16 protein-coding genes are annotated in these 18,631 nt (G+C 66.7%); 2 read left to right on the top strand and 14 right to left on the bottom strand.

Features of this window, described 5'->3' with window-relative positions; genetic code table 11:
* Window positions 1-55 precede the first annotated feature (55 nt).
* Window positions 56-1,402, bottom strand: a complete 1,347-nt coding sequence (locus C8J26_RS03565; RefSeq protein ID WP_107957051.1) for a dicarboxylate/amino acid:cation symporter — start codon at window positions 1,400-1,402, stop codon at window positions 56-58.
* A 203-nt stretch (window positions 1,403-1,605) separates the two neighbouring features.
* On the opposite strand from C8J26_RS03565, the gene C8J26_RS03560 reads away from it, so the two are divergent.
* On the top strand, window positions 1,606-3,405 hold the full coding sequence (locus C8J26_RS03560; protein WP_208631315.1) for a sensor histidine kinase: 1,800 nt from the start codon (window positions 1,606-1,608) through the stop codon (window positions 3,403-3,405).
* The gene (locus C8J26_RS03555) at window positions 3,402-4,754 is read left to right on the top strand and encodes a sigma-54-dependent transcriptional regulator (protein WP_107956720.1); all 1,353 of its coding nucleotides are present in this window, start codon (window positions 3,402-3,404) and stop codon (window positions 4,752-4,754) included. Before C8J26_RS03560 ends, C8J26_RS03555 begins: the two co-directional genes overlap by 4 nt.
* A gap of 95 nt (window positions 4,755-4,849) precedes the next feature.
* Here the strand turns inward: C8J26_RS03555 and C8J26_RS03550 are convergent, their stop codons facing one another.
* The 13 genes from C8J26_RS03550 to tkt all read right to left on the bottom strand — a co-directional run bounded on the left by C8J26_RS03550 (window position 4,850) and on the right by tkt (window position 18,571).
* Window positions 4,850-5,905 (bottom strand): AbrB family transcriptional regulator, encoded by a 1,056-nt coding sequence (locus C8J26_RS03550; protein ID WP_208631314.1) that lies wholly within the window; start codon window positions 5,903-5,905, stop codon window positions 4,850-4,852.
* Window positions 5,902-6,564 carry a spermidine synthase family protein gene (locus C8J26_RS03545; RefSeq protein WP_107957049.1) on the bottom strand — a complete coding sequence of 221 codons (663 nt, stop codon included), beginning with the start codon at window positions 6,562-6,564 and terminating at the stop codon, window positions 5,902-5,904. The genes C8J26_RS03550 and C8J26_RS03545 overlap by 4 nt, the downstream gene beginning before the upstream one ends.
* The gene (locus C8J26_RS03540; RefSeq protein ID WP_107956719.1) at window positions 6,564-7,862 is read right to left on the bottom strand and encodes an Hsp70 family protein; all 1,299 of its coding nucleotides are present in this window, start codon (window positions 7,860-7,862) and stop codon (window positions 6,564-6,566) included. Before C8J26_RS03540 ends, C8J26_RS03545 begins: the two co-directional genes overlap by 1 nt.
* Before the next feature lie 90 nt (window positions 7,863-7,952).
* The gene (locus C8J26_RS03535; protein WP_107957047.1) at window positions 7,953-8,420 is read right to left on the bottom strand and encodes a YaiI/YqxD family protein; all 468 of its coding nucleotides are present in this window, start codon (window positions 8,418-8,420) and stop codon (window positions 7,953-7,955) included.
* Between the two features lie 276 nt (window positions 8,421-8,696).
* On the bottom strand, window positions 8,697-10,466 hold the full coding sequence (locus C8J26_RS03530; RefSeq protein ID WP_107956718.1) for a DEAD/DEAH box helicase: 1,770 nt from the start codon (window positions 10,464-10,466) through the stop codon (window positions 8,697-8,699).
* Between the two features lie 56 nt (window positions 10,467-10,522).
* A complete protein-coding gene (locus C8J26_RS03525; protein WP_107956717.1) occupies window positions 10,523-11,704 on the bottom strand; it encodes a BaiN/RdsA family NAD(P)/FAD-dependent oxidoreductase in 1,182 nt (393 codons plus the stop codon).
* 323 nt (window positions 11,705-12,027) lie between these two features.
* Window positions 12,028-12,210, bottom strand: a complete 183-nt coding sequence (locus C8J26_RS03515) for a hypothetical protein (RefSeq protein WP_056412115.1) — start codon at window positions 12,208-12,210, stop codon at window positions 12,028-12,030.
* A complete protein-coding gene (locus C8J26_RS03510) occupies window positions 12,210-12,677 on the bottom strand; it encodes a GreA/GreB family elongation factor (protein ID WP_107956715.1) in 468 nt (155 codons plus the stop codon). The genes C8J26_RS03515 and C8J26_RS03510 overlap by 1 nt, the downstream gene beginning before the upstream one ends.
* Before the next feature lie 4 nt (window positions 12,678-12,681).
* Entirely contained in the window at window positions 12,682-13,425 is a 744-nt protein-coding gene (locus tag C8J26_RS03505; RefSeq protein ID WP_107956714.1) for an HAD-IIB family hydrolase, read from the bottom strand.
* A complete protein-coding gene (locus tag C8J26_RS03500) occupies window positions 13,422-14,237 on the bottom strand; it encodes an HAD family hydrolase (protein ID WP_107957046.1) in 816 nt (271 codons plus the stop codon). The genes C8J26_RS03505 and C8J26_RS03500 overlap by 4 nt, the downstream gene beginning before the upstream one ends.
* Window positions 14,238-14,245: 8 nt before the next feature.
* Window positions 14,246-15,229: a phosphogluconate dehydrogenase (NAD(+)-dependent, decarboxylating) gene (gene gnd, locus C8J26_RS03495; protein ID WP_107956713.1), complete on the bottom strand. Its 984-nt coding sequence runs from the start codon at window positions 15,227-15,229 to the stop codon at window positions 14,246-14,248.
* Between the two features lie 127 nt (window positions 15,230-15,356).
* Complete coding sequence (gene tal / locus C8J26_RS03490) at window positions 15,357-16,481, bottom strand: transaldolase (protein WP_107956712.1); 1,125 nt, start codon at window positions 16,479-16,481, stop codon at window positions 15,357-15,359.
* The gene (gene tkt, locus C8J26_RS03485; RefSeq protein ID WP_244185137.1) at window positions 16,481-18,571 is read right to left on the bottom strand and encodes a transketolase; all 2,091 of its coding nucleotides are present in this window, start codon (window positions 18,569-18,571) and stop codon (window positions 16,481-16,483) included. Before tkt ends, tal begins: the two co-directional genes overlap by 1 nt.
* Window positions 18,572-18,631 lie beyond the last annotated feature (60 nt).

Genomic DNA, 18,631 nt, shown 5'->3' with positions numbered 1-18,631 from the left:
TCATAGTGAATATCCGGTACAGGACGTGGGACCGGACGAACCCGCCCCGTACGCGTCAATGGGCGGTGGCGGCAGGCGGGATCGTCGCAGGCACGAACTCGGGCAGCTTGCCCGACAGCGCCGCGTCGAGCTTGTCGCGGTCGAGTGCGCCTTCCCAGCGGGCGACGACGATCGTCGCGACCGCATTGCCGATGAAGTTGGTGAGGCTGCGGCACTCGCTCATGAAGCGGTCGACGCCGAGGATCAGCGCCATGCCCGCGATCGGCACGGTCGGCACGATCGACAGCGTCGCGGCCAGCGTGATGAAGCCCGCACCGGTCACGCCCGCTGCACCCTTCGAAGAGATCATCGCGACGACCAGCAGCAGCAATTCCTGCCCGAGCGTCAGATGCGTGTTGGTCGCCTGCGCGATGAACAGCGCCGCCAGCGTCATGTAGATGTTGGTACCATCGAGGTTGAACGAATAGCCGGTCGGCACGACCAGCCCGACGACCGACTTCTCGCAGCCCGCAGCCTCCATCTTCTGGATCAGGTTCGGCAATGCGGCTTCCGACGACGAGGTGCCGAGCACCAGCAGCAGCTCGGCCTTCAGATACTTGATCAGCTTGAAGATCGAGAAGCCCGTCAGGCGCGCGACGGTGCCGAGCACGACCACGACGAACAGGATCGCGGTGAGATAGAAGGTCGCAACCAGCGCACCCAGATTGGCAAGGCTGCCGATCCCGTATTTGCCGATCGTGAAAGCGATCGCGCCGAACGCACCGAGCGGTGCTGCGCGCATCAGGATGCCGACCAGCTTGAAGACGATCAGGCTGAGGCGCTCGAGGAAGTTGAGCACCGGCTTGGCAGGCTCACCGACCAGGCTCAGCGAAATGCCGAACAGGATCGCGACGAGCAGGATCTGGAGGATGTTACCTTCGGTGAACGCGCTGACCATCGTGTCCGGGATGATGCTCATCAGGAACCCGGTGATCGTCGTCTCGTGCGCCTTCACGGTGTAGTCGGCGATGCCCTTGGTATCGAGCGAGGCGGCGTCGATGTTCATCCCCGCGCCCGGCTGGACGACGTTGGCGACGATCAGGCCGACGATCAGCGCGAGCGTCGAGAAGAACAGGAAATAGGCGAAAGCCTTGCCGGCGACTCGGCCGACCGAACCCAGTTCCTTCATGCCCGCGATACCCGTGACGAGCGTCAGGAAGATCACCGGGGCGATGATCATCTTCACCAGCTTGATGAACGCATCGCCGAGCGGCTTGAGCGCCGCGCCGTACGTCGGATAGAAATGCCCGAGCGCTGCGCCCAGCGCGATCGCGATCAGCACTTGGATATACAGCTGGCCGGTCCAGCGCTTGCGCGCCGGCGCTTGCGCGACGCCATATGTCTGGGTTGGTATGGTCAACATCGCCTCCTGAAAACCTTCGTCCACTGCCACGGGACGTTATGGCGACGGTAATGCCGGGCCGGACCGGGGACTACAAGACCGAGTCTGACTCTACATAAAACGTTGGTTTTCCAAGAGTTTTCGACATACCCACTTTTCAGATGTGCGAAAAATGCCGCTTTTCAGCGGTAGCGGGACGCGGTGGTGTGTGATAATCCGCACAAATGGCGCGGCTCAAATCCCCCCTTTTCATCACCGCGCTGGCGGTGCTGCTGGCATTCGCCGCGCTCGGCATGGTCGTCGCGGGAGTCGCGTCTATCTACGGCCCGCGCGCGGTGGCGGACGCGACCGCGACGGTGCGAATGCGCGCGGTTCAGCAGACCCGCAGCAACCTCCGCCTGCTCGAGGCGGAGCTGCAAACCTATCGGCTGTTGCCCGTCATGCTCGGCGAATATCCCGACGTTCGTGCCGCACTCGCCTCGGGCACGGTCGATCCGGCGCTCAATACGAAGCTGGCGATGCTGGCGGAGCGGACCGGCGCGCCGGTGATCTACGCGCTCGATACGCAGGGCATGACGATCGCCGCCTCGAACGCCGCACGTGCGGACAGCTTCCTCGGTCACGACTATCGCTACCGCGACTATTTCACCAAGGCGATGGCGTCGGGCGCGACCGAATTCTTCGCGCTCGGCAGCGTCAGCGGGCGGCCCGGCCTGTATCTGTCGCGACGGATCGATCGGGACGGCCGACCGCTCGGCGTGGTCGTGGTGAAGGTCGAATTCGGCAAGATCGCGCGCGCGTGGATCCAGGACATGATGGCGACCTTCGTCACCGATCCCGATGGCATCATCCTGATCGCGAGCGATCCGACGCTCGAATTCCGGACCACGCGCACGCTGCCCCCTGCGCGCCGCGCGGCACTGATCGCGACGCGCCAGTTCGGCACGTCACCGCTCGACCCGGCACCGCTGACGCTGCGCGGCGGCGTATGGCACGAGGGGGTGTCGCGGCTGCCCAACGGATCGCCGGCGATCGCGGTCTCGCTCCCGGTGCCGATCGCAGGCTGGCGGCTGGTGCATATGGAGCCGCTCGACGCCGCGTTGCGCACCGCTGCGGCACGCACGCGCTGGGCGACCGCGATCGCGGCGCTGCTGACGATCGCGGTGATCGTTGCCGCCTGGTGGCTTCAGGCACGCCGCAAGCGCAACGCAGGCGCGCGCGCCGAACTCGAGGCCGAGGTCGCGCGGCGGACCGCCGAATTGCGCGCCACCGCCGACCGGCTGCAGATCGAGGTCGAGCAGCGCGAGGCGTCCGACCAGCGCTTTCGCCAGGCGCGCGAGGAGCTGGCGCACGCCAACCGAGTCGGCTCGATCGGCACGATCACCGCCAGCGTCGCGCACGAGATCAACCAGCCGGTCGCCGCGATCCGCACCTTCGCCGACAACGCCGCCGCCTTCCTCGCGCGCGACGAACCCGCGCGCGCGGCGACCAACCTCCAGTCGATCGTCGATCTCACAAGCCGGATCGGCACGATCACTGCCGGGCTGCGGCGCTACGCAAGACGTGGCGCAGGCTCAATCGGCCCGGTCGCGCTCGACGAGGCGGTCGACGGCGTCCGCCTGCTGATCGGCGACCGCTTCCGCGCGAAGGGCGTGACGCTCGACCTCCCCACCGGTCCCGAGGCGCGGCTGACCGTGATCGCGGGCCGAGTCCGGCTCGAGCAGGTCCTCGTCAATCTCCTCCAGAACGCGCTCGATGCGGTCGCCGACCGGCGCGACGCCCGAGTCAGCGTCACGGTCGGCCGGAAAGGCCGCGACGTCGTGCTGACCGTCGCCGACAACGGCCCCGGCATCGCGCGCGATATCGCCGACCACCTCTTCACCCCGTTCGCGACGAGCAAGAAGGACGGCCTCGGGCTCGGCCTCGGCATTGCGCGCGACATCATGACCGAGTTCGGCGGCACGCTCGACCTCGTCCCAGCCCCCGAAGGTGCGATCTTCCGCATGATCCTGGTAAAAGCATGACCGCGCAGCCCCAGTTCGAGCAAAGCGTTCTCCTGGTCGACGACGACGACGTGCTGCGCGGCGCGCTCGAACAATCGTTCGAACTCGCAGGGATCGCGGTGATCGCCGAGCGCGATCCGACCGTCGCGCTGGCCCGCGTCCATGCCGGGTTCGACGGCGCGGTGGTGTCCGACATCCGCATGCCGAAGATGGACGGGCTCGAGCTGTTCCGCCGGATTGCCGCGATCGACCACGAGATTCCGGTGCTGCTGATGACCGGCCACGGCGACGTCGCGATGGCGGTCGCAGCCCTCAAGAACGGCGCGTTCGACTTCATCCCGAAGCCGTTTGCGACCGATCACCTGATCGCGGGCGCCAGGCGTGCGCTGGAGATGCGCCGCCTCGTCCTCGACAATCGCCGGCTCAGAGCGGCCGCCGAGGAGACGATCGGCGCCGAACCGCTGATCGGTGAAACGCCCGTCATGGTCCGCCTCCGCGAGACCATGCGCCAGATCGCGCAAGCCGATATCGACGTGCTGGTCGAGGGCGAGACGGGCACCGGCAAGGAGCTCGTCGCCGTCCTCCTCCACCGCTGGAGCAACCGCCGCTCGCGCCCGTTCGTCGCGGTCAACTGCGCCGCGCTGCCCGAGGCGGTCGCGGAGATCGAGCTGTTCGGCCATGATGGCGACTCGCGCCTGCCGCGCACCGGCCGGATCGAGGCGTCGAACCGCGGCACGCTGTTCCTCGACGAGATCGAGAGCACGCTGCCCGCCTTCCAGGCCAAGCTCCTCCGCGTCCTGGAGGAGCGCGAGGTCATGCCGGTCGGCGGCGACCTGCCGCGCGCGCTCGACCTTCGCGTGATCGCCGCGGCCAAGCCCGGGCTCGACCAGGCGGTCGAGGATGGCCGGTTCCGCGCCGACCTGCTGTTCCGGCTCGACGCGGTCCGCCTCCGCATCCCGCCGTTGCGCGAACGCCGCGACGACGTGCCGTTGCTGTTCGGCCACCTGCTCCACCAGGCGGCGGAGCGGTTCGGCCGCGACGTGCCGACCGTCGATACCGCGACGCTCGCCTATCTCGGCCAGCACGACTGGCCCGGCAACGTCCGCGAACTCGACAATCTCGCCAAGCGGCTGGTGCTGCGCGTCGAGGCGGAGGACGCGGTCGACGAGGACAGCGACATCCCCCTCCCCGCGCGCGTCGACAAGTTCGAGGAAGCGACGATCCGCGCCACGCTGCAACAGGTCAGCGGCGACGTCCGCTCGGCGCTGGCGGCGCTCGGCATCCCGCGGAAAACCTTCTACGACAAGCTCAAGCGCCACGACATCGACGTCGAAGCCTACCGCCCGACCAAGGGCCCACCGTCATCCTGACGAAAGCCAGGACCCAGAGTTCCAGACGACGCCGATTATGGCTCTGGATCCTGACTTTCGTCAGGATGACGGCAGTATGGGGCCACTGCGGAGTGTCAGATCGGAATAACCGGCGGCACCCCGCCCTGCCGCGTCGCCACGAACCGCGCGAGCGGCGGCCCGATCAGCAACACCCCCAGAAATCGCAACACCTGCAACGCCATCACGAACGGCACATCCACCGGGCTCGACGCGGCGATGATCGCGACCGAATCCATCCCGCCCGGGCTCGTCGCGAGATAGGCGGTGACCGGATCGATCCCCCACCAGCGCGTCAACGCCGCCGCGATCCCGCCGCAGAACGCGATCAGCAGCGCCACCGACAGCAGGATCCGCGGCATCGCCTTGCCCGCGACGCGCAGCGTGTCGCGCGTGAACGACAGCCCGATCCGCCACCCGACCACCGCATAGCTGATCGCCAGCAGCCACTGCGGCAACACCGGCTGCGCGATCCCGGTGACGTTCAACGCCGCCCCCGCGACCAGCGAGCCGAGTAGCGCCCCCGCCGGCAGCTTCAACGCGACGCCCACCCCCGCACCAACGCCGGCGATCGCGATCGTCCGCAGCACCGCAATCGGGTCGACCGCCGCGAACCACGTCGCGGCGACGTGATGTCCGCTCCCGCCGCCGACCATCACCGCCGCCAGCACCGACGCGACCACCGCGACGCTCACGACCCGCGTGTAGGTCATCACCGCGACCAGCCGCGAATCCGCGCCGTACGCCTGCGCCATCAGCACCATCGCGCTCGCCGCCCCCGGCGTCGATCCCCACACCGCGACGGTGCCCGGCAACACCTGCCACCGGCTCAGCAGATAGCCGAGCACGCTGCTCGCCGCGAGCGTGACGCCGTTGACCATCAGGAACACCGGCCAATGCTCGCCCACCGTCGCGACGATTCCCGTCGTGATCGATCCCGCGATCAGCGTTCCCACTGCCGCTTGCGCAGCCCGAAACGCCGAGGTCGGCACGCTCAGCGACCAGCCGCGCACCGCGAGCACCACTGCCGCGATCATCGGCCCGAGCAACAGTCCGGCGGGCAGCCCGACCAGTTCGAGCACGCCCGCAACCACCGCCGACAGTGCGATCAAGACGGCCCAGCGCCCGATCAAGATTTGGTCGCGAACCAGATCACATGCCGCGCGCCGCCCTTGCGCGTGGCCCGCGCGATAACCTCGTCGACCGCGAAACCCGCCTCGTCGAGCCGCTTGGCGAACGGCTTGCTCGGCGCAGACGACCACACCGCCAGCACGCCCCCCGGCCGCAACGCCGCACGCGCGCGCGCCAACCCCGCCGCGCCGTAGAGCCGATCGTTACCGGGCCGCGAAATCCCGTCGGGACCATTATCGACATCTAGCAGGATCGCGTCCCACGCCCCTTCCGCGATCGCCGCGGCGACATCGCCCTCGAAAATCCGGGTCCGCGGATCGGTCAGGCTGTCGCCGTGCAACGCCGCCATCGGCCCCCGCGCCCATTCGATCACCGCCGGCACGATCTCCGCCACCGCCACCTCGGCATCAGGCCCCAGCCGCGAGAGCGCCGCCCGCAAGGTGAACCCCATGCCGAGCCCGCCGATCAGCATCCGCACGCCCGGCCGATCACCGATCCGGTCACACGCCTGCTCGGCCAGCATCTCTTCCGACCCGCTCAGCCGGCTGTTCATCAACTCGTTCGCGCCCAGCATGATCGAAAACTCCGCACCCCGCTGGAGCAGCCGCAATTCACCGCCCCCCGGCACCTGCGCCGTCCCGAGAAGAACCCGCGGCACCATCAGACGGACCACGCCGCGATATCGTCCTGCTCGCCGATCAGGGCCAGCCCATGCGCGATCGACGTAAGCTCGCCGCCGCTCATGATCGCCGCCTCGCCGAACCGCTCGACGAAGATCCGGCGGATGCGCGGGATCAGCGACGACCCGCCGGTCAGGAACACGCGGTCGATATCGCCGCCGCCGACGTTCGCGACTTCCAGCGCCCGGTCGACTGCCGCCTCGATCCGCACGACGTCGTCGGCGATCCAGCCCTCGAACTGCGCGCGAGTCACGTCCGCCTCGATCTCCAGCCCCGCCCCCGCAAAGTGGAAATGCGCGTCCTCGCCGCTCGACAACGCGCGCTTGAGCGACCCCACCGCATCATACAGCGGATAGCCCAGCTCGTTCTCGATCACCGCGATCATCCGCCCGATCGACTCCGGATCGACCGCGGTCTTCTGCAACCGCTCCAGCTCGGTCATCGTCTTGCGGTTGCGCATCAGCGCTAACCTGGACCAGTCCGCGAAGTCGGCGAAATAGGCGCGCGGGATCTCCAGCTCCTTGCCGAACGACTTGTACGCGCCGCCCTTGCCCAGCATCGGCAGCACCAGCCGGTCGAGGATCCGGTAATCGAACCGGTCGCCCGCGATCCCCACGCCCGCATGCCCGAGCGGCGTACACCGCCGCGCCGCACCCGGCTCGGCGACGCGCACCACCGAAAAGTCGCTCGTCCCGCCCCCGAAATCCGCGACCAGGATCGTCGCCGGCTCGGTCAGCCGCGTCGCGTAGCTGTAGGCGGCGCCAAGCGGCTCATAGACATAATGGATCTCCGCGCCGAAGCCCTTGAACATCGCGTCATACCGCGTCCGCGCGAGCGCCTCGTCGGGCCGCGCGCCCGCATATTCGACCGGGCGCCCGACGACGATCCGGTGCGGCCGCGTGTCGAGCTTGCCGCCCGCATGCGCAATCAGCTTCTCGAGGAACAGCTGCCCCATCTCCTCGAAGCGATAGCGCTTGTCGAAGACCGAGGCCTGCTCGAACGTCTTCATCGCCGCCACCGACTTGAACGACTGGATGAACCGGCTGTCGAGCGGGTATTCCATATATTCGGCGATCGCCCACGGCCCCGCATCCGACGCGAGCCCCTTGCCGCTGTCGTCCTGCCAGAAGCAGAGCGCCGAGCGGAACACCGGGCTCGTCTCGGCGGGCGCGGCGAAGGTTACCAATTCGGGCGTGCCCCCGGGCGTCCCCAGCGCCACGACGCTGTTGGTCGTGCCGAAATCCAGCCCCAAGGCGGGGCCGCCAGCGTCCGTCTGCATCGCGTCGTCCTTTAATGAACGCGCGCCTATGCCGATGCGGAGGGCGGGATGGCAACCGGTAAAGTCGGTTTCCACCCGATCGCGCGCGCCTTAGCGGCGCTTCAACCGGACGAGCGCGGCGTCGAGCGCGGAGAGGAAACTCGACCGATCGGTCTTGGAAAATGGCGCCGGCCCGCCGATCACGTCGCCGCCAGCACGCAAGTCAGCCATGATCGCCCGCGTCGCGATCGCGCCGCCGATCGAGCTGGTGGTGAAGGGCTTGCCGGTGTTCGCCAGCACGGTAGCGCCGGCCTTCAGGCAGCGATCGGCAAGCAGGATGTCGGCGGTGATCACGACCGCTTTCGCGTCGCTTTGCTCGGCGATCCAGTCGTCGGCGGCGTCGAACCCGTCGCTGACGACCACGCGGCTGATCAGCGGGTGGACGGGGATGCGGAAATGGCTGTTGGCCACGATCGTGACGGGCACCTCGTGGCGCCACGCGACCTTGTAGATCTCGTCCTTCACCGGACACGCGTCGGCGTCGACGAGGATGCGGAGCGAGGATGGCGTATCGGTCATGGTCATCTCACGCCTCTCGTCATCCTGACGAACGTCAGGATCCAGGATCAAGCAGGACGGCGTTCGTTACTCTGGATCCTGACTTTCGTCAGGATGACGGGGTTTGGGGTTACCGAGTGCAATCCGCAAAGCCGATACCCCTCAATCCTCCCCCGCCAGGGGGAGGTGGCAGGCGCAGCCTGACGGAGGGGGAGGTAAGCGAAACGCTTGTTCCGGGTCCTCCCCCTCCGTCACCTTCGGCGACACCTCCCCCTTGCGGGGGAGGATCGAGCTGGCTCAGCTGCGCTCGCGATTCCCACGATACGGCGGCTTGCGCGCCGGTGCCGGACCGCCACGCGGTGCAGCCCGGTGCAGCGTCGAGCGCGAACCGCCCGCATTGCTGCGACCGCCGCCGCCGCCGTCATGCCGCGCACCGCTCTCGGGCGCGCCCTGCATCGCCTCGATCGCGACGCCGCTCTCCTCTTCGCCCTGCTGCGCGGTACGCTGGATCGCCGCCGAGAAGCGCGACGCAACGGCGCGCGGAATCTCGAACGCGGTCTCGTTCGGGCCGATGCGGATCGCACCGATCTCGGACTTGGTGATGTGCCCGCGACGGCAGATCAGCGGCAGGATCCAGCGCGGATCGGCGTTCTGGCGACGGCCGATATCCATGCGGAACCAGACGGTGTCCTCAAAGCCCGCGCGCGGACCCTGCGACCGATCGTCGCTGACCGACTGCTTGCTCTGATCGATCAAATCCTCGGCCTGCGGCATCGTCGCGCGGTGCATGTGCACCAGCGCCGCGGCGATATCCTCGGGCGTCTTCTCGGCCATCAGGCGCACGGCGAGCGCGCGATCCTCCTCCTCGACCTCGACCGGCTGCAACAGCATGCCGATCAGCCGCTCATGGTCGTTCTTGCGGATGTCCTCCGCGGTCGGGGCGTTGACCCACTCCGCGTTGATCTTGGCACCGCGGAGCATCATCTCGACGCGACGGCGACGCGGGAACGGGACGATCAGGACGGCGGTGCCCTTCTTGCCCGCACGACCGGTACGACCCGAGCGATGCTGGAGCGTCTCGGCATCGCGCGGCAGCTCGACGTGCACGACGAGGCTCAGCGTCGGCAGATCGATGCCGCGTGCGGCAACGTCGGTCGCGACGCAGACGCGCGCACGGCGGTCACGCAATGCCTGAAGCGCGGCGTTACGCTCGTTCTGCGAATGCTCGCCCGACAATGCGACTGCGGCAAAGCCACGCTCGACCAGGCTCGCATGCAGATGACGCACATTGTCGCGAGTCGCGCAGAACAGCATCGCCGTCTCCGCCTCGTGGAAGCGCAGCAGGTTGATCACCGCATGCTCGATCTCGGACGGCGAGACCGTGACGGCCTGGTACGAGATGTCGCCATGACCGCGATCCTCGCCGACGGTCGAGATGCGCAGCGCGTCCTTCTGGTAGCGCTTGGCGAGCGCGACGATCGGCCGCGGCATCGTTGCCGAGAACAGCAAGGTACGACGCTGCTCGGGCGACGCGTCGAGGATCTGCTCGAGATCTTCGCGGAAGCCCATGTCGAGCATCTCGTCGGCCTCGTCGAGCACCGCGACCTTCAAGGCCGACAGGTCGAGCGCGCCGCGCTCGAGATGGTCGCGCAGACGGCCAGGCGTCCCGACGACGATATGCGCGCCGTGGGCGAGGCTACGACGCTCCTTCGAGGCGTCCATGCCGCCGACGCAGGTCGAGATGCGCGCGCCAGCCTTGGCATAGAGCCACATCAGCTCGCGGCTGACCTGAAGCGCGAGCTCGCGAGTCGGCGCGATGCAGAGAACGAGCGGCTTGTGCGGAGCTGGCAGGCGCTGGACGCCGTCCTCACCCGCTTCACCGAGCAGCTCGCCGGCCATCGCCAGGCCGAACGCGACGGTCTTGCCCGAGCCGGTCTGCGCCGACACGACGAGATCGCGACCGATCGCATTGTCCTCGATCACGTGCGCCTGCACAGGGGTGAGCGCGGTATAGCCACGCGCGGCGAGCGCCTCGGAAAGAAGCGATGGAATATTTGTAAAAGGCATGTACGTCCTACTTGGTGGCCGGCTTACGCAACGGCAAGGCACTGGCGTGGTGGTCCCTACAGGACTTGACCCGCGGCCCACCCGCTCGACCATGCCCATTGGAAATTGTAGCCGCCGAGCCACCCTGTGACATCGACCGCTTCGCCGACTGCATACAGCATTGGTACGCGTTTGGCTTGCATTGTTTGCGAGGAGAGCTCCGCGGTGCTGATTCCGCCCGCGGTGACCTCGGCCTTGGCATAGCCCTCCGAGCCATTTGGCGTGAATTGCCAATGGCTTAGTGCGCGCTCGGCGTCCTGGAGCTTGCGATCGGTAAGCGTGGAAATCTCGTTTGCCATGCCCAATCGGTCGCTCAAAGTCTCCGCGAGTCGGTCCGGGAGCGTGTTTGCGAGCAGTTTTCGCAGCGTCGTGCGCGGCGTGGTACGCTTGGCGGCAGGCAGCCAGCCGGAGTCGCGGTCGGGGAGAAAGTCGATCCCGATCGGCTGGCCGTTGCGCCAATAGGATGACGCCTGCAGGATCGCCGGGCCCGACAGGCCACGGTGCGTGAACAGCGCCGCTTCGCGGAACTTGGTCTTGCCGGCGGTCGCGACGACGTCGGCTGCGACCCCCGAAAGCTCGCGAAACAGGATTTCGTCACCGCCCAACGTCAGCGGCACCAGCGCGGGGCGCGGCTCGACCACCTTCAACCCGAATTGCCGCGCGAGGTCATAGGCAAACCCGGTCGCGCCCATCTTGGGGATCGATGGCCCGCCGGTTGCGATGACCAGCGCCGGCGCGGTGACGGCCCGCCCGTCGAGCGACACCCGGTACCGGCCATCGGCATGCTCGACCGCGGTGACCGCGCGGCCAAGCGACAGATCGACCCGCCCCTTGTCGCATTCGTCGAGTAGCATCTCGACGATCTGCTTCGCCGACCCGTCGCAGAAGAGTTGCCCGAGCGTCTTTTCGTGCCACGCGATCCCGTAGGAGTCGACGAGCGCGATGAAATCCTGCGCGGTGTATCTGCCCAGCGCGGACTTTGCGAAATGCGGATTGGCGGAGAGGTACCGATCCGCCGCGATATGCACGTTGGTGAAATTGCACCGCCCGCCCCCGGAGATGAGGATCTTCTTCCCCGCCTGCTCGGCATGATCGACGAGCAGGATCTTCCGCCCGCGCTGCCCGGCAACCGCGGCGCACATGAGGCCAGCGGCACCTGCGCCAAGGATGATCGCGTCGTAGTCAGGGGAGGTAGCCAAGTTGGATCACCAAAGCTCCCCTTCCGCTTGCGGGAGGGGTCGGGGGAGGGAACGCGTCCGAGACCGACCCGGCGCACATGCGGCACTGCCCTCCCCTAGCCCCTCCCGCAAGCGGAAGGGGAATTTAGGGTAGCGCCTGCTCTCAACCAAACACCACCCCGGCGAAAGCCGGAGTGGTCCGAAGGGCTCGTGCAGCGCCCTTCTGCTCCCTCTCCCCTCCGGGGAGAGGGTCGGGGTGAGGGGCTGCCAAGTAGCGCACCGCCCGGGACAGCCCCTCACCCAACCCTCTTCCCGGAGGGGAGAGAGCTTCTCGCCCCTCAAACCTACCGCAACTTCGCGATATTGAGCGAATCTTCCTTCGCCCGGGTCTTCACCGATTCCTCGCTCCGGGTCAGCGCCTTGGCGATCGCCTTCAGCGCCATGCCCTTCTTGGCGAGCGTGTGCAGCTTCTGGATCTCGTCCTGCGTCCACGCCTGACGATGCCGCTCGAATTTCGCTTCAGCCATCAGCTCTCATCCTTGTCGATCGCGAGCACCTCGATCGCGTCCGCCTTGTCCGCAAACGCGACCTTTTCGCCAACGGCCGCGCCCATCAGCGCGCGGGCCAAGGGCGCCGAGAACGCCAGCCGATCCTCGCCAGGCTCGGCCTCGTCGCCACCCACGATCGCAATCACCCGCTCGGCCCCGTTCATGCGAACCCGGACTCGTGAGCCGATCCCGACCTCGTCCTCCTCGGGCGAAGGCGCGATCTCCGCGGTCGTCTGGCGCGTATGCCAATAGCGCAGGTCGCGCAGCAAAACCTTCCGAGCTTCCTCGTCGGTCTCCGCCGCAACTGCCGCCTCGATCTCGACCACGCGCTCGCCGATCAGCCGCAACCCACGCGCCGTGACCAGATTGGGTCCCGGCGCGATCGGTTGTTCGAACTTCGGCTCGAGATGTTCCTCGTCGCTCTCCCGGCGAAACGCGACGCTCACGAGATTACTTCAGACACGCAACGATCCCCGCGATCGCCGCGAGCGTGCCATCGACGTTCTTGACCTTGACGACGTCGAGCCCAAGCTGCTCGGCCGGATAATCGTTCCCACCCGGGAAGATCGCGTCGCCGATGAACATCATCTTGTCGAGCGCGATGCCGCTCGCTTCGTTGAGCTTCTTGAGGCCATACGCCTTGTCGACGCCTTCCCGAGTAATGTCGATCGAGGTCGCGCCGCCCATGTTGATCGACAGCCCCGGCAGGCGCTGGCGCAGATCGGCCTGGATCACCTTGCGCTTGGCGAAGTCGGGATCCCAACTGTGCTTGGCATCGATCGGCGCTTCCTGGCCGAGCGCCGAGAAGGTGATCTGGCTGCCACGATCCTCGATCCGCTCGCCCCAGGTCTGCTCGGGCACGAATCCGGTCGCCTCGAGCGATTCGTCGAACGCCTTGAAGATCTTCTGCTTTTCCTCCTCCTCGAACAGCTCGGCATAGACCGCACGCCATTCATCGTCGAACCGGTACAGCTTGGTGCCCGTCGTCGGCATCAGCCATAGCTTGGTGCGGTCGGCGCGCTCGGGCAGACGGCTCGCGACCTGCTTTTCGAACTGCGGCCAGTCGCCACCCGAGATCACCGCGACATGCGCGACGTCGAGCAGGTTCGCGAGCGCCTCGCCCATCGGCTCCTGCAAGGGCTGCTTGCTTTCGGCCAGCGTTCCATCGAGGTCGAAGGCAACCAGTTCTTTCATGCGGAAACTCCATTCAGGATAAAGGTATCGATCGCGTGGGCGACGCCGTCGGCATCGTTCGCGGATGTAATTTCGTGCACAACGTCGCGGACGTTTTGCGGCGCATTGCCCATCGCGATCGCGAGCTTGGCGCGCTTGAGCATCGCGATGTCGTTCGCCTGATCGCCGATCGCCGCGGTCTGCGTCAAGCTGATGCCGAACGCGTCCGCCAGTTCCTCGATCCCGCTACCCTTGTTGCCTGCAACGGGCGTGATATCGAGATAATAGGTCTGGCTCTGGACGATCGTCGCCTGCGTGTCGAACTTCGCCGCGACCTTGGCATGCAGGTCGCGCAGCAACTCTTCGTCGTCGCTGACGAACGTCACCTTGTCCGCCTTGGCGAGCAGATCGGTGAAGTCGGAGACGATCACCGGATCCTGCGCCGACGCCTTGCGCTCGCTGCCGACATGCCCACCCTGGTCGGTGCTGGCATACCAGACGTCGTCGGCGAAAAACCACGTATCGACCGGCGCATCGCCGACGATCTCCATCGCGCCGCGGACGACGTCGACGTCGATCATGTGGTGCTCGATCACGGTGCCGTCGCGCCTGAACACGATCCCGCCGTTAAAGGCCCCCATCGGCTCGTCGATGCCGAGCAGCTCGGCGATCGGCATCATCCCCGATCGCGGACGTGCGCTGATGATCGTGAAGCCGAGGCCCGCCGCCTTGAGCCGCTTGACCGCATCGACGGTCGCGGGCGTGACCTTCTTCTCCTTGTCGACGAGCGTGCCGTCGACATCGGAGACGAGGAGCTTGATTGCCCCGCTCACTTCGCCGCTCACTGGGGCATCTCGACATGCCCGCCAAAGCCGAAGCGCATCGCCGACAACAGCTTGTCGCCGAACGTGTGGTCCACCCGGCTGCGATAGCGCGCGTAGAGTGCGGCGCTCAGCACGTTGGCCGGCACCTTCTCCTCCATCGCCGCGTCGATCGTCCACTGGCCCTCGCCCGAGTCCGCGACGCTGCCGCTGAACCCTTCGAGCGTCCCGTCCTTCGCCAGCGCGATCGCCGACAGATCGAGCAGCCACGACGAGATCACGCTGCCACGACGCCACACTTCGGCGACGTCGGTCAGGTTGATGTCGAAGCGCTGGTCCTCGACGACATGCTCGCCCGACTTGCCCTTGAGGATGTCGAAGCCCTCGGCATAGGCCTGCATCAGGCCATATTCGATGCCGTTATGCACCATCTTGACGAAGTGCCCGGCACCCGGAGGGCCGGCATGGATATAGCCCTTCTCGGCACGCGGATCGGCCTGTCCCTCGATGCGGCCCGGCGTGCGGACGATCTCGCCCATGCCCGGCGCCAGCGTGTCGAAGATCGGATCGAGATAGTCGACCGTGTCCGTCTCGCCGCCGATCATCATGCAATAGCCGCGCTCGAGGCCCCAGACGCCACCCGACGTCCCGACGTCGACATAGCGGATGCCCTTTTCGGCGAGTTCCTTCGCGCGGCGGACGTCGTCCTTGTAGAAGCTGTTGCCGCCATCGATGATGATGTCGCCGGCGGACGCCTTCTCGGCGATCGCCTGGACGGTCTGCTCGGTCGGCTCGCCCGCGGGCACCATCACCCACCAGATCGCCGGGCTGTCGAGCTTGGCGTGCATATCGTCGAGCGAGTCCGCGCCTTCCGCGCCGTCGGCGGCAAGCTTCTTCACCGCCTCCGCATCGCGATCATAGGCGACGACCGCGTGGCCGTTCTTCATCAACCGGCGCGCGATATTGCCGCCCATCCGGCCAAGGCCGATCAGTCCGATCTTCATGTGAATTCCTTATCTTCTCCCTCTCCCCTCCGGGGAGAGGGTCGGGGTGAGGGGCAGTTCCGGGCGGAGGCGCTCTTGGCAGCCCCTCACCCCGACCCTCTCCCCAACGGGGAGAGGGAGTAGAAGTTCACGCCGTCGCGGGCTGCTTCTTCGCGATCGCGCCGAGCAGGTCGTCGAACGCCTTCACGAACGAAGCGACGCCCTCTTCGACCAGCTTGCCGGTCACGCCGTTGAGGTCGAGACCCAGCCGTTCGGCTTCTGCCAGCACGTGCTTGGCGCCTTCGACGTCCTGCGTGATCGTCTCCGCCGCGGTACCGTGGTCGCGGAACGCGTCCATCGTCTTGGGCGGCATCGTGTTGACCGTATCCTTGCCGATCAGCGTGTCGATATACAGCGTGTCGGGATAGCTCGGATCCTTCACGCCGGTCGACGCCCAAAGCAGGCGCTGCGGCTGCGCGCCCTTGGCGGCGAGTGCCTGCCAGCGGTCAGACTTGAGGAAGTCGAGATACCATTGATACGCCATCTTCGCATTGGCGATCGCGACCTTGCCGCGCACCGCCTTCAAGGCCTCCGCCTCGGCATCGCCCTTTTCGAGCCGTGCATCGATCGCCTTGTCGATCGTCGAATCGATCCGGCTGACGAAGAAGCTCGCGACGCTGGCGATCCGGTCGATCGGCTTACCCTCGGCGACGCGCTTCTCGAGCCCCGCGGCATAGGCCTCGGCGACGCGCACATACGCCTCGATCGAGAACAGCAGCGTCACGTTGACGTTGATCCCTTCCGAGATCGCGGTCGAGATCGCCGGGCCGCCCGCGAGCGTGCCCGGGATCTTGATCATCAGGTTCGGCCGGTCGACCATCCCCCACAGCTTCTTTGCCTCGGCGATCGTCGCGTCGGTGTCGTCCGAGATATACGGCGACACTTCGAGGCTGACATAGCCGTCCTTCGCATCGAGCTTGTCATAGACTGGCTTCAGCGTATCCGCCGCCGCCTTGATGTCCTGGATCGCAAGATGCTCGTACCGGTCGATCGTCGCGGCGCCGGGGTTCTCCTTGTCGAACTTGGCGAGTGTCGAGTCATACGCCTCGCCATGCCCCATCGCCTTTTCGAAGATCGACGGGTTCGACGTGACACCGGTAAGGCCATCCTCGTCGACCAGCTTCTGAAGGCCACCGGCCTCCAGGAACTTCCGGTCGACGAAATCGAGCCATACCGCCTGGCCGAAGCCTTCGAGATCGTTGAGCGCACCCATCACTTGGTCTCCATAACCTGGCGGGCAACCTTGACGACATTGTCGACGGTGAACCCGAACTTGTCCTGCAGTTTGGCGAGCGGTGCCGAGGCACCGAAGGTCGACATCGTCACGGTCGCGCCGTCGAGCCCGACATAGCGGTCCCAACCGATCGACCCGGCCATCTCGATCGCAACGCGCGCCCGCACGGCCCGCGGCAGCACGCTTTCCTTGTACGCCGCGTCCTGCAGCTCGTAGCGATGCCAGCTCGGCATCGACACGACGCGGCTCTTCACGCCGTCCGCGCTCAGCTTCTCATGCGCGTCGATCGCCAGCGATACTTCGCTGCCGGTCGCGATCAGGATCACGTCTGGCGTGCCGTCTGAGTCTGCGAGGACATAGCCGCCCTGCTCGACGCCGTCGGCGCTCGCATATTTGGTCCGATCCAGCGTCGGCAGCGCCTGGCGCGAGAGGATCAGCGCGGCCGGCGTGCTGGCGTCCTTGAGAACCGCCTTCCAGGCCGCAGCAACCTCGTTCGCATCACCGGGACGCAGCGTATCGAGACCCGGTACCGCGCGCAGCGTGGCGAGGTGCTCGATCGGCTGGTGCGTCGGGCCGTCCTCGCCGACACCGATCGAGTCGTGCGTGAACACCCATACCGCACCGACCTCCATGATCGCCGACAGCCGCACCGGTGCGCGCATGTAATCGACGAACACCAGGAAGGTGGAGCCGTAGGAGCGCAGATGCGATAGCGCCATGCCATTGACGATCGCGCCCATGCCATGTTCGCGAATGCCGAAATGGAAGTTCCGGCCGCCGTAATTGTCCGCCTCGAACGAGGGCTGACCCTTGATGTCGGTCTTGGTCGAGGGCGCGAGATCGGCCGAACCACCGATCAGCCAAGGCACCTTGGCTGCAATGGCGTTGAGCACCTTGCCGCCCGAATCGCGGCTGGCGAGCCCCTTGGGGTCCGCCTCGAACACCGGAATATCCGCATCCCAGCCCTCGGGCAGCTCGTCCTTGAGCAGCAGGTCGAGCTCAGCGGACAACTCGGGATGCTCCGTCCGATACTTGTCGGTCAGCGCGACCCACTCGTCCCGCAGCTTCGCGCCACGATCCGCGATCGCACCGTTGAAATGCTCGATCACGCCGTCCGGCACGTAGAAGGACTTGTCCTCGGGCCAGCCATAGGCCTGCTTGGTGAGGCGGATATTCTCGTCGCCGAGCGGCTCGCCGTGGGCCTTCTCGCTGCCCGCCTTTGGGCTGCCGTAGCCGATCACCGAATGCACGACGATGAAGGTAGGCTTGTCGGTGGTCGACTTGAACGTCTCGATCGCGCGGGCAAGCGCGGCCGTGTCGTTCGCGTCGTCGATATGGATGACATTCCAGCCATAGGCGTCGAAGCGCAGACCGACATCCTCGTCGAACGCGAGATCGGTCGCGCCCTCAATCGAGATATGGTTGCTGTCGTAGATCCAGCACAGGTTGCTGAGCTTCAGATGGCCCGCCATGCTCGCGGCCTCGGCAGACACGCCCTCCATCATGTCGCCATCGCCGCACAGCGTGTAGACGTCATGATCGAACAGCGTGAAGCCGTCCTTGTTGTAACGCGCGGCGAGCCAGCGCTCGGCGATCGCCATGCCAACCGAATTGCCGCAACCCTGGCCGAGCGGCCCCGTCGTGGTCTCGACACCCGTCGTGTGGCGATATTCGGGGTGGCCCGGGGTCTTCGACGACAGCTGGCGGAACTGCTCGATGTCCGCAAGGCTGACGGCCTCCTTGCCGGTCTTGTTGCCGTCGGCGTCGATCTCTTCGATCTTGGCGAGGTGGATCAGCGAATAGAGCAGCATCGACGCATGCCCGACCGACAGAACGAACCGGTCGCGGTTGGGCCAGTCGGCGTGCTTGGGATCGTAGCGCAGAAACTTCGACCAGAGCGTGTAGCCGACCGGGGCCAGCGCCATCGGCGTGCCGGGATGGCCCGAATTGGCCTTCTGCACCGCGTCCATCGACAAGGTGCGGATCGTATCGATCGCGAGGCGCTCGGGCGAACCGTCCTCGTGCAGCATGGGGTCCGCCTTGGGGGCGACGGTTGCGGTATCGGTCATGGAAGAAAGCCTCGCTCTAGACGGTGACCGAACGCCGCGCATCCGATCTGGTTGCCAACA

The organism is Sphingomonas aurantiaca, assembly GCF_003050705.1.
GTDB classification, from domain to species: domain Bacteria; phylum Pseudomonadota; class Alphaproteobacteria; order Sphingomonadales; family Sphingomonadaceae; genus Sphingomonas; species Sphingomonas aurantiaca.
Note: the sequence above shows the minus strand (reverse complement) of the source record. Positions and strands in the feature narration are given on the sequence as shown.

Excerpts from the sequence above, each read along its gene's own strand:
- C8J26_RS03535 (WP_107957047.1), bottom strand. The coding sequence starts at position 8,420 with ATGACCGATACGCCATCCTCGCTCCGCATCCTCGTCGACGCCGACGCG.
- C8J26_RS03515 (WP_056412115.1), bottom strand. The coding sequence starts at position 12,210 with ATGGCTGAAGCGAAATTCGAGCGGCATCGTCAGGCGTGGACGCAGGAC.
- tal (WP_107956712.1), bottom strand. The coding sequence starts at position 16,481 with ATGGGTGCGCTCAACGATCTCGAAGGCTTCGGCCAGGCGGTATGGCTC.
- C8J26_RS03540 (WP_107956719.1), bottom strand. The coding sequence starts at position 7,862 with ATGCAGACGGACGCTGGCGGCCCCGCCTTGGGGCTGGATTTCGGCACG.
- gnd (WP_107956713.1), bottom strand. The coding sequence starts at position 15,229 with ATGAAGATCGGACTGATCGGCCTTGGCCGGATGGGCGGCAATATCGCG.
- C8J26_RS03545 (WP_107957049.1), bottom strand. The coding sequence starts at position 6,564 with ATGGTGCCGCGGGTTCTTCTCGGGACGGCGCAGGTGCCGGGGGGCGGT.
- C8J26_RS03555 (WP_107956720.1), top strand. The coding sequence starts at position 3,402 with ATGACCGCGCAGCCCCAGTTCGAGCAAAGCGTTCTCCTGGTCGACGAC.
- C8J26_RS03505 (WP_107956714.1), bottom strand. The coding sequence starts at position 13,425 with ATGAAAGAACTGGTTGCCTTCGACCTCGATGGAACGCTGGCCGAAAGC.
- C8J26_RS03560 (WP_208631315.1), top strand. The coding sequence starts at position 1,606 with ATGGCGCGGCTCAAATCCCCCCTTTTCATCACCGCGCTGGCGGTGCTG.
- tkt (WP_244185137.1), bottom strand. The coding sequence starts at position 18,571 with ATGACCGATACCGCAACCGTCGCCCCCAAGGCGGACCCCATGCTGCAC.
- C8J26_RS03565 (WP_107957051.1), bottom strand. The coding sequence starts at position 1,402 with ATGTTGACCATACCAACCCAGACATATGGCGTCGCGCAAGCGCCGGCG.
- C8J26_RS03530 (WP_107956718.1), bottom strand. The coding sequence starts at position 10,466 with ATGCCTTTTACAAATATTCCATCGCTTCTTTCCGAGGCGCTCGCCGCG.